We start from the raw sequence: 8,892 nt of genomic DNA, 5'->3' as shown, positions 1-8,892 counted from the left end.
TGGATGTTCACATCGCCCACCAAATGGGGATGGCGGTGGGGCGCAAGCAGCCGGTCCACCAAGCTCTGCAGGCGGTCGGCCTCGTGAATGATGACCTGGGTGTATTCGGTGAGCTCGCGGTTATCGAGCTCCATCTCCAGCAACTGCGCAGCACCGCGGATGCCGCCCAACGGGTTCTTGATCTCGTGGGCCAAGTTGCGGATAAGCTCCTTGTTGGCCTGGGCCTGGTCCAGGATCCGCTCCTCGCGGTCCTGGCGGGCTTGCTGTTCCAGCGGCCACAGCTCGACCAGGATTTCGCCGACCTGCTCGGCGTCGGCCACGCTCACATGGACAGGCACCGGGTCTTGGTGCTGGCGCTTGAGGCTGGCCTCATAGCGCAGCGCGGCGAAGTCCTTTCCCCGGGCGCCCGCCAATGCCGTCTGCAACAGGGCGGGATCGGTGAAAAAGGTGGAGAAGTCCACCCCCTCCAGCGTGCGACGCGAAAGCCCCAGCGCGTTCTCCAGCGCCGCATTGGCAAACTGCACGGCGCCATCCGCACGCAACACCGCCACGAGGGTGGACATCAAATCCAGCGAATGAAAGCGGCTGGTGTCAGTGGCGGACGGTTCAGGGGAAGGTAATGGGGTCACAGGGGTGCAGGCCAGAAAGAAGCTTCACTGCTCAAGGGCTCGGCAGGCGTGCAATTTCGCGCTTGATGCCTGCGATGTCACTCTCGCTGCGCGCCACGCTCGCCTTGAGTTCTGCGGTGCGTTCCATGTAGCGTTGCGGGTTGCGCAGATCCAGCGCATTGCGCTCGGGTGCCCCGTTGTTGTATTCCTTCACCAGTTCGGCATGGCGCGCCTCGGCCTTGCGCAGCTCCGACTCGAGAATCGCGCGCGCATCGGAGTCTCGCGCCTTTTGATCGTTGCTCGTGACGCGGGGCGCTGTCGGCGGGGAGGCCGGGCTTGCGGCGCCACCACCACCGGAAGGTGCTGAAGTGGCTGCCGGAGCGGAGGCACCCCCTGTGGGTCGCCTGCCCTGAACCACGGTGACGTTTCCGCCTTCCACCAGCTTACAGCCGCGCTCCCGGGCTTGCTGAGCATTGTTCGTGTATTCGTTGCCGCAGCGATAGATGCGGTCTTGAGCCCATGTGGCGGGTACCGCCACGGCGATCAGTAAAAGGGTGATGAGCTGGTTCTTCATTCAGTTTCCTCGCACGGCAGGCAGGAGTTGGGGGAGTATCTCCCAATCGCCATGCATCGCCAATGCGGTGCAAGCGTACCCCCGGCTCGCCGGGGGTACCGACGCTGCCACGGGGACAATGGTTCCCGTGCGTGTCGCACCTGCGGGATCCCATAAAAAAAGGCGGCCCAGGGCCGCCTTTCGTGCTTGCAATGGCCTGCAGGCAGGCAATTACAGGGAGTAGTACATGTCGTACTCGACAGGGTGAGGCGCCATGCGGAAACGCGTGACTTCGCCCATCTTGAGTTCGATGTAGGCATCCAGCATGGAGTCGGTAAAGACGCCGCCCTTGGTAAGGAAACCACGGTCCTTGTCCAGATACTCCAGCGCCTGGTCCAGGCTATGGCACACGGTGGGCACCAGCTTGTCTTCCTCGGGTGGCAGGTGGTACAGATCCTTCGTGGCGGCTTCGCCGGGATGGATCTTGTTTTCCACACCGTCCAGACCAGCCATCATCAGCGCCGAGAAGCACAGGTAGGGGTTGGCCGATGGATCGGGGAAGCGCGCTTCAATGCGACGACCCTTGGGGTTGGCGACGTAAGGAATGCGGATGGAAGCCGAGCGGTTGCGGGCCGAGTAGGCCAGCTTCACAGGGGCTTCGAAGCCGGGCACCAGGCGCTTGTACGAGTTGGTGCCAGGGTTGGTGATGGCGTTCAGCGCACGGGCATGCTTGATGATGCCGCCAATGTAGTACAGGGCGAAATCGGAGAGGCCGGCGTAGCCGTCGCCAGCGAACAGGTTCTTGCCGTCTTTCCAGATGGACTGGTGCACGTGCATGCCGGAGCCGTTGTCGCCAGCGTAGGGCTTGGGCATGAAGGTGGCGGTCTTGCCGTAGGCATTAGCCACGTTCCAGACGACATACTTCAGAACCTGGGTCCAGTCAGCGCGCTCGACCAGCGTGCTGAACTTGGTGCCGATTTCGTTCTGGCCAGCGCCCGCCACTTCGTGGTGGAACACTTCGACCGGGATGCCCAGGGATTCGAGGATCAGGGACATCTCGGCGCGCATGTCTTGCGTGCTGTCGACAGGAGGCACGGGGAAGTAGCCGCCCTTGACGGTGGGACGGTGGCCGCGGTTGCCACCTTCGAGCTTGGCGCCCGAGTTCCAGGGGGCTTCGTACTCTTCGATCTCGAACATCACCTTGCCGGGCTCATTGGACCAGCGCACGCCGTCAAAGATGAAGAATTCTGGCTCGGGACCGAAGTAAGCCGTGTCGCCCAGGCCAGATGCCTTCAGATAGGCTTCAGCGCGCTTGGCGATAGAGCGGGGGTCGCGGTCGTAGGCCTTGCCGTCGCCCGGCTCGATCACGTCGCACTGCAGGAACAGCGTGGTCTCTTCGAAGAAGGGATCGATGTTGGCGGTGTTGGGATCGGGCATGAGTTGCATGTCCGAGGCTTCGATACCCTTCCAGCCGGCCACCGAGGATCCGTCGAATGCATGGCCGGACGTGAACTTGTCTTCATCGAAGTGGGAAACGGGCACGGTCACGTGCTGTTCCTTGCCACGGGTATCGGTGAAACGGAAGTCAACGAACTTGACTTCGTTCTCCTTCACCATCTTCATCACGTCTGCAACGGTCTTGGCCATCAGGTTCTCCTGGATAAAGCGCTTGTTGAAAAAAGGAAACTTATTGAACAAAAGCAGTTTGCGTGCCAGCAGGGTGCAGGCGCCGCACTATGAAGGAGCACAACGGAGCGCTTGCATCCACACCTCTCACACAAACGCACCACAAAGGTGCAATCAGCTTGCTTCCAGGGTAGATTACAAATTTCGCACCAATTCAGGGCCAAGAGAAGCACCAAATTCGTGCAATCCGGCCTGCAGATCTTTCCATGCCGCCGGCACCCCAGAAGCTGGCCCCTTCACGCCCAGCTCAATATGCCGCCCGTATTGTGGATGATCCACGCTCGGCAAACTGAACACCCGAATCCCTGGGTGTGTCTTTTCGATGCGCTCCATGAGCGGGGTCAAAGCCGCTTCCATCGCGCCATACACCACCACCGACTGCTCGGTGTGGGGCGAGCGGTTGAACCATGCGGCATACCGGTTGTCCAGCACCCATTCGATCATCGGCCAGGCCATTACCGGGAATCCAGGCACGAAATGAACCGCTCCGCCGTGGATACCCTCGCAACTGAAGCCCGGAATCTTGTTGTAGGGATTGGGAATAAGGGCTGCACCTTCGGGGAACATTCCCATGTTGAGCCGGTGCACGTTGTCAGGGCGGTCCGGCTCGTAGGCCACCCCCTGCTCGCGCGCCACATCCTGCATGCGTTCACGGATCAGGGCCTCTGCCCCGGGGTGTAGCACCAAGTTGCGAGCCAAGGCCCGAGCAGCGCATTGGCGGGTGTGGTCATCAGGGGTTGCGCCAATGCCGCCGCAGGAGAACACGATGTCGCTCGATGCAAACGCACGTTGCAAGGTGGCCGTGATGCGGTCCGGGTCATCACCCACATAGTCGGCATAGGCCAACGCGAGCCCCCTGGCCGACAGGAGCTCGATGACCTTGGGCATGTGCTTGTCAGCGCGTTTGCCGGAGAGGATTTCATCCCCCACGATGATGAGGCCGAAATTGGGTGTCATGGTGCAGCGCTTTCGCTTGCTGAAGATGGTGACGAGGGGAGAGATGCCAGAGGGGAAGACGCGGGTATCGCCTGAGCTGCCGGGCCCGCTGGCGGCGCAGATGAGCCGCCCCACTGCCCGGTTTCACTGCGCAACCGCTCCAGTGCAGCCAGGGCGTAGTGGGCGAACCACAGGGACGAAAAGGCAAACACCAAGGTGTAGATCCAGATCGCCAGTGGGACCAGAATGAAAAATGCCGCAGCGAACACAACGCCAGAGGCCCAGAGGATGCTAGGCGCCGCGCCAAGGTAGCCCGTCAGGATGCCCATGCCCAGCAGGCTGCTGCGGTGGCGGCGGAAAAGCTCATCGCGTTCTTCCTTGCTCGCGTGCTCCGCCAGAACATCGAAGGTCATCACACGGTAAGTCAGCCAGCCCCAGATCAAGGGCGGCAAGATAAGCACCAGCGGGGGCACCAGCCACAACGGCACCGAAACCATCAACGCGATCAGCGCCAGTACTGTGGAGCTCATGGACCACGCCAAGCTGGCCATGAATGAGCCCCCCTTCTTGCGCGCCAGGGCCGGAAACCGCCGGTCTGCCACCAGGGCGACCAATGCGGGCGTCATCAGCACCGTCACCACGAGCAACGAGATCACCACCAGGGCCGGGGCAACCACCAGCACGACCATGAAGGGTGCGACGACCGCAGCAACATCCCCCAGCCCCCAGCGCTGCAGCCAGCCCCAGAACGTGGCCAAAACCGCGTAGCCATCGAGCAAGCCACGCATGCCTTGTACCGCAGCATCCCAGTAGAAATATGCCAACCCGGATGCCGCAGTTGCCATCAGCAAGAGCGGCATCAGGGACAGCGCGATCACGCGAGGTCGCACGCAGTAAGCGGCCGCCCGCCAAAAGGAGTCAAGCAGAAGTCGCATACCGGGGAGCATACCGCCTCAGCCACTCCCCTAAGTGGGATCAGGCCTTGCCGATCAGCCTCAGCACGCCCTGCCACTGCTGCGACCAAAAACCCCGGCCATAGTCCCGCACCCGCCCATCGGGACCCGGCTCAACCTGATCGCGCACGCCAGTCGGGTCGTACCGCAATTCGAAGTTGGCAGTCCGCATGAGCATGTCCCACCAGGGCAACAGCACGCCAAAGTTGTGACCGCCGAGAACCACACGATGCCCCGCATCGCTTGGCGCAGCGGTGTCGTCGTCAGTGCGAGGGCGGATCGTTTCGTGCCCCAGCCCAATGCTGTGGTGCAAACGATGAAAACGCGGACTCACCCACAGCCGCTCCCCAAAACGGCCAAACCAAATCCGGACATTGGCATGCTGGAAGCTCTCGCTAAGCTGGGTGATGGCCACGATGGCAATGAACTGGCCGGGAGCCACACCCACGAGTTGCGCCACGATGACGAGCAGCGTGTCCCGCAGCAGATCGTCCAGCAGGTGATTGCGGTTGTCGCTCCACATGGTCATCTGGCGCTGCGCATGGTGCAACGAATGCAGCCGCCACCACCACTCGAATTGGTGCTGCCCTCGATGGATCCAGTAGTCGACAAAGTCAAACACCACCAGGTACAGCACCAAACTGACCCACGGCACATCCGTGATCCCCGGCCACAGTCCGTCCAGCTGAAATGTACTGAAGCCGGCCACGCGCAGCGAGCCGAAGAGGGAATCCATGAGCGGATCCACCGCCAAGAAAAGTCCCAGTCGAAACAGCCCCAAACGGTGAATCAGCGTGTAGAGGATGTCCGTTCTGACGGTGGCCCGGTCGGTCACGGCTTCTACAGGCCGCCAACGCTGCAAGGGGCCGATGATTACTGCAATAACCGCCACCTGCAAAAGGCCGACAAGTAGCCAGCCTGCGGCTTCATAACCGGTTTCCAGCTGGCTCCCCAACCCGCCCGCAAACATCACCGGCTGCAACAGCTCTTCAAAAATCCATTGCTGAGCGGTTTCAAATCCATTCACCAGCCAATCCATCGCTACGCTCCATCCAACTCCGCCCCTCGCTGGGCAGGTCTGCAGAAGTACCCCGAAACCGTGTCCCGTTAACGTCCTGGCGCTGGTGCGTAGGCCGGATGCTCGCGCAACGTACGGAAGCAGAATCCACGCTCCTTGAGCCCCTGAAGCAGCGGCTCCAGTACCGCAGGCGCCCAGGGATCCTTCCTCGACCAGATTCCCAGATGTGCCAACAAGATGTCGCCGCTGCGAACATCTCGCAAGGCTTTGTTCAACAGGGCTTGATTGCTGTGAGTCTCGCTGGATAACTCATCGCCCAGAAATCCTGCTGGGGACCATCCCACGTGCGTGTAACCACAGGCACGGGCGCTTGCCAGCAGCCTCGGGGAGGTTTTCCCCCCGGGCGCGCGAAACAGCGGCAAGGGCACTTTGCCCGTGACCAGTTTCAGCCGGTCGGCGGCCCGTGCAATCTCGGCACAATAGCCCGCCGCAGTCAGCTCGAACTCTTGCCCTTGCCGCGGCCCTGCCGAAGGCCGCACACGAAACGACGGGTTCTGCGCCGTGCCCAGGTCGGCACGCCAATAGGTATGGTCCCACGTGTGCGAGGCAAACTCATGCCCTTCCGCGGCCCTGGCCCGCCACCACGGCGCCCAATGATCGCCCAGACTTCCGTCTCCCTCCTGGGTGCGTTCATTCGCCGCGAAGAATGTCACGCGCACCTGCTGGCGCGCGAGAACCTCGGCCACCAGGGGCGCCACGCCCATGTGCCCCGTATCGAAAGTCAGGTAGAGCGGCTTATTGCAAGTGTTTTGAGCGTTTACGCTTGAGAGGCCTGCGCATGAAGCTACGAAAAATATAGCAAACCTGACACCGAGCAACGCACTCGGGTGCCGGTGAGGTCTACGCCGCCAACCCGTCATCGAGGTGCATGCTGCAAAGTCCATACACCATGGGGCGACTTGCCCACCGCTACCTGCCGCACCACCTTCTTGGTCTGCGTATCCACCACCGACAACTTGCGAGCCCAACGCGAACTGACATAGATGAAGCGACCATCAGGCGACACTTCCATGCAGTCCGGCCCCCCGGGGACCGGGTAGGAATCGACCACCTGGTAGGTGGTCATGTCGATCTTGCTGATGGTGTTGGCCACGCGGTTGCTGACATACAGATGCCGTCCGTCTCCGGCGGCGCGGAAAGCGTGCGCACCTTCACCCGTCTTGATCTTGTGAATGCTTTTTGGCTCCCGGCCTGATATATCAAAGACTTCTACGCTGTCGCTACCGGTCAGGCCCAGAAAAAGACGCTTGTCATCAGCGGTTCCGTAAACGTCGGCAGGCATGGGCCCCGTCTTCACGCGCCACTTGATCGTCTGCGTCGCGATATCGATGGCCACCAACTCATCGCTATCTTGCATGGTCGCATACACGGTCGCGCTTCGACTGTCGATCCACAAGTGGCTGGGTGTGCGCGAGGTTGCCACGCGCTGAACCAGCGTCAACGTTTTCCCGTCCCAACGATAGAAGTCCACATGGTTCAAGCGATTCGCCGCCGTGATGAACCATTTCATATCCGGAGAAAACCGCAAATGGTAAGGGTCCACAATCCCTCGCACCGTGGTCTGCACCTGCGCCGTTCGGGGGTCCAGAAACGTGAGTGAATCGCCCAGCGCGTTGGCGACAATCACCGACTTCTCGTCAGGGGTGAGATACAGGTGATGAGGCTCTTTACCCGTGGGAATCCGGACCGTCTCGCTCCATGTGACCGGGTCGATCACGCTCACGCTCGCCTCCAACGAATTCAACACGAATACCGGGGGCGTAGCTGCATGTACCGCCCCCCCGACAAGGGCCCAACAACACCCTAAGACAGCGCACGCCCGTGCGATCAAAAAAAACTTCACAACGCGACTTTCAAATGAGCCTGAGAGTGTAGCCCTGAGGCCGCCAAGCATCTTGCACGGAGTTCGCAACATTCTTGACCTAAGCCTATTGCACTGCTTCCGTTGGCCTTCCCAAAGGAGGAGCGACCGGTAAGGTGAAAGGTGCCGTGCTGACGATGGCTGAAAGTGTACGCAGTGAGCGACACAGGACACCCAGACTCAAACGCTAACCGCGCGCAGTGTCGCAACCGCCTCATTCATGACGAATGGGCGAGCAACTCCAAATCGCCAGCCGAAAGCCACATCCACTCCCCAGGTTGCAACTCAGGCGGCAACGTCAGTCCTCCAATCCGGGATCGGTGGAGGGCTTCTACACGGTTTCCAACTGCTGCCAGCATGCGTTTGACTTGGTGATACTTGCCTTCCATCAGCGTGAGATCCAATCGATGGTCACCTATTTGGTCACACGCCGCCGCCCTCACGGGCTTGGGGTCATCATCCAAAACCACCCCCTTCATCAGGCGCGAAACCTGTTCGGAATCCACGGGGTGCTTCGTCGTCACCTGATATACCTTGGGTACGTGCTTCTTCGGTGAACTCATCCGATGGATGAAGTGCCCATCATCGCTGAGGAGAAGAAGCCCCGTTGTGTCCTGATCCAAGCGGCCCACTGCCTGAACACCTTGCACCGCACTCTTGGTGGGACGCTGGCGCAAAGGCGCTGGCAGCAACGTATACACGCTCGGGTACGTCGACGGTTTCTGCGAACATTCGGTACCAGCCGGTTTGTTCAAGAGCACATAGGCTTTGGCGTGGTAGGGCCAGTCGACACCTTGAATCCGCAACTCGAGGCCCTCCGGTTCTAACTCAGCAGTTGCATCAACGCAGGTTGTGTAATCTTTCAACGAGCTGAGCAAGGGATAGCGAACAGAGACCCAACCTTGCTGTACCAACCCGGCACAAACTCGGCGGGTGCCAAAGCCTTGAGAATACAAAATGTCTTGGAGTTGCATAAATGAAGCAGGCAAAAGGCGGCAAGCTCAGTGTTACCCATGCCTTCTCATAGTGCCTCCTAAGTTGACGGCACACGCAGAAGGTCTGACGGCGAGAAATCTGAGCCTAAATTTTCCCGCAAAGCAAAACGCCCTTCTACTCGGAAGAGCAGAAGGGCGGTTTGGGCTGTAAGAGCCTGACGATGACCTACTTTCACACGGGAACCCGCACTATCATCGGCGCAAAGTCGTTTCACTGTCCTG

9 protein-coding genes are annotated in these 8,892 nt (G+C 60.6%); all 9 read right to left on the bottom strand.

The window, feature by feature from the left end:
• Positions 1-563, bottom strand: a 563-nt coding sequence (locus tag MRY84_RS14065) for a histidine kinase dimerization/phospho-acceptor domain-containing protein (RefSeq protein ID WP_291506339.1), incomplete at its 3' end; no start/stop codon positions are given.
• 97 nt (positions 564-660) lie between these two features.
• A complete protein-coding gene (locus tag MRY84_RS14060; protein WP_291506338.1) occupies positions 661-1,182 on the bottom strand; it encodes a hypothetical protein in 522 nt (173 codons plus the stop codon).
• A gap of 210 nt (positions 1,183-1,392) precedes the next feature.
• Positions 1,393-2,808 carry a type I glutamate--ammonia ligase gene (gene glnA / locus MRY84_RS14055; protein ID WP_291506337.1) on the bottom strand — a complete coding sequence of 472 codons (1,416 nt, stop codon included), beginning with the start codon at positions 2,806-2,808 and terminating at the stop codon, positions 1,393-1,395.
• A 174-nt stretch (positions 2,809-2,982) separates the two neighbouring features.
• Positions 2,983-3,804 carry a molybdopterin-binding protein gene (locus tag MRY84_RS14050; protein WP_291506336.1) on the bottom strand — a complete coding sequence of 274 codons (822 nt, stop codon included), beginning with the start codon at positions 3,802-3,804 and terminating at the stop codon, positions 2,983-2,985.
• A complete protein-coding gene (locus MRY84_RS14045) occupies positions 3,801-4,718 on the bottom strand; it encodes an EI24 domain-containing protein (RefSeq protein ID WP_291506335.1) in 918 nt (305 codons plus the stop codon). Before MRY84_RS14045 ends, MRY84_RS14050 begins: the two co-directional genes overlap by 4 nt.
• Before the next feature lie 40 nt (positions 4,719-4,758).
• Complete coding sequence (locus tag MRY84_RS14040) at positions 4,759-5,775, bottom strand: sterol desaturase family protein (protein ID WP_291506334.1); 1,017 nt, start codon at positions 5,773-5,775, stop codon at positions 4,759-4,761.
• Between the two features lie 68 nt (positions 5,776-5,843).
• A complete protein-coding gene (locus tag MRY84_RS14035) occupies positions 5,844-6,674 on the bottom strand; it encodes a polysaccharide deacetylase family protein (protein WP_291506340.1) in 831 nt (276 codons plus the stop codon).
• The gene (locus MRY84_RS14030) at positions 6,671-7,657 is read right to left on the bottom strand and encodes a beta-propeller fold lactonase family protein (protein WP_291506333.1); all 987 of its coding nucleotides are present in this window, start codon (positions 7,655-7,657) and stop codon (positions 6,671-6,673) included. Before MRY84_RS14030 ends, MRY84_RS14035 begins: the two co-directional genes overlap by 4 nt.
• 236 nt (positions 7,658-7,893) lie before the next feature.
• On the bottom strand, positions 7,894-8,649 hold the full coding sequence (locus tag MRY84_RS14025) for a 16S rRNA pseudouridine(516) synthase (protein ID WP_291506332.1): 756 nt from the start codon (positions 8,647-8,649) through the stop codon (positions 7,894-7,896).
• Between the last annotated feature and the right edge of the window lie 243 nt (positions 8,650-8,892).

This window comes from Acidovorax sp. (genome assembly GCF_022763525.1).
Taxonomy (GTDB): domain Bacteria; phylum Pseudomonadota; class Gammaproteobacteria; order Burkholderiales; family Burkholderiaceae_C; genus Acidovorax.
Note: the sequence above shows the minus strand (reverse complement) of the source record. Positions and strands in the feature narration are given on the sequence as shown.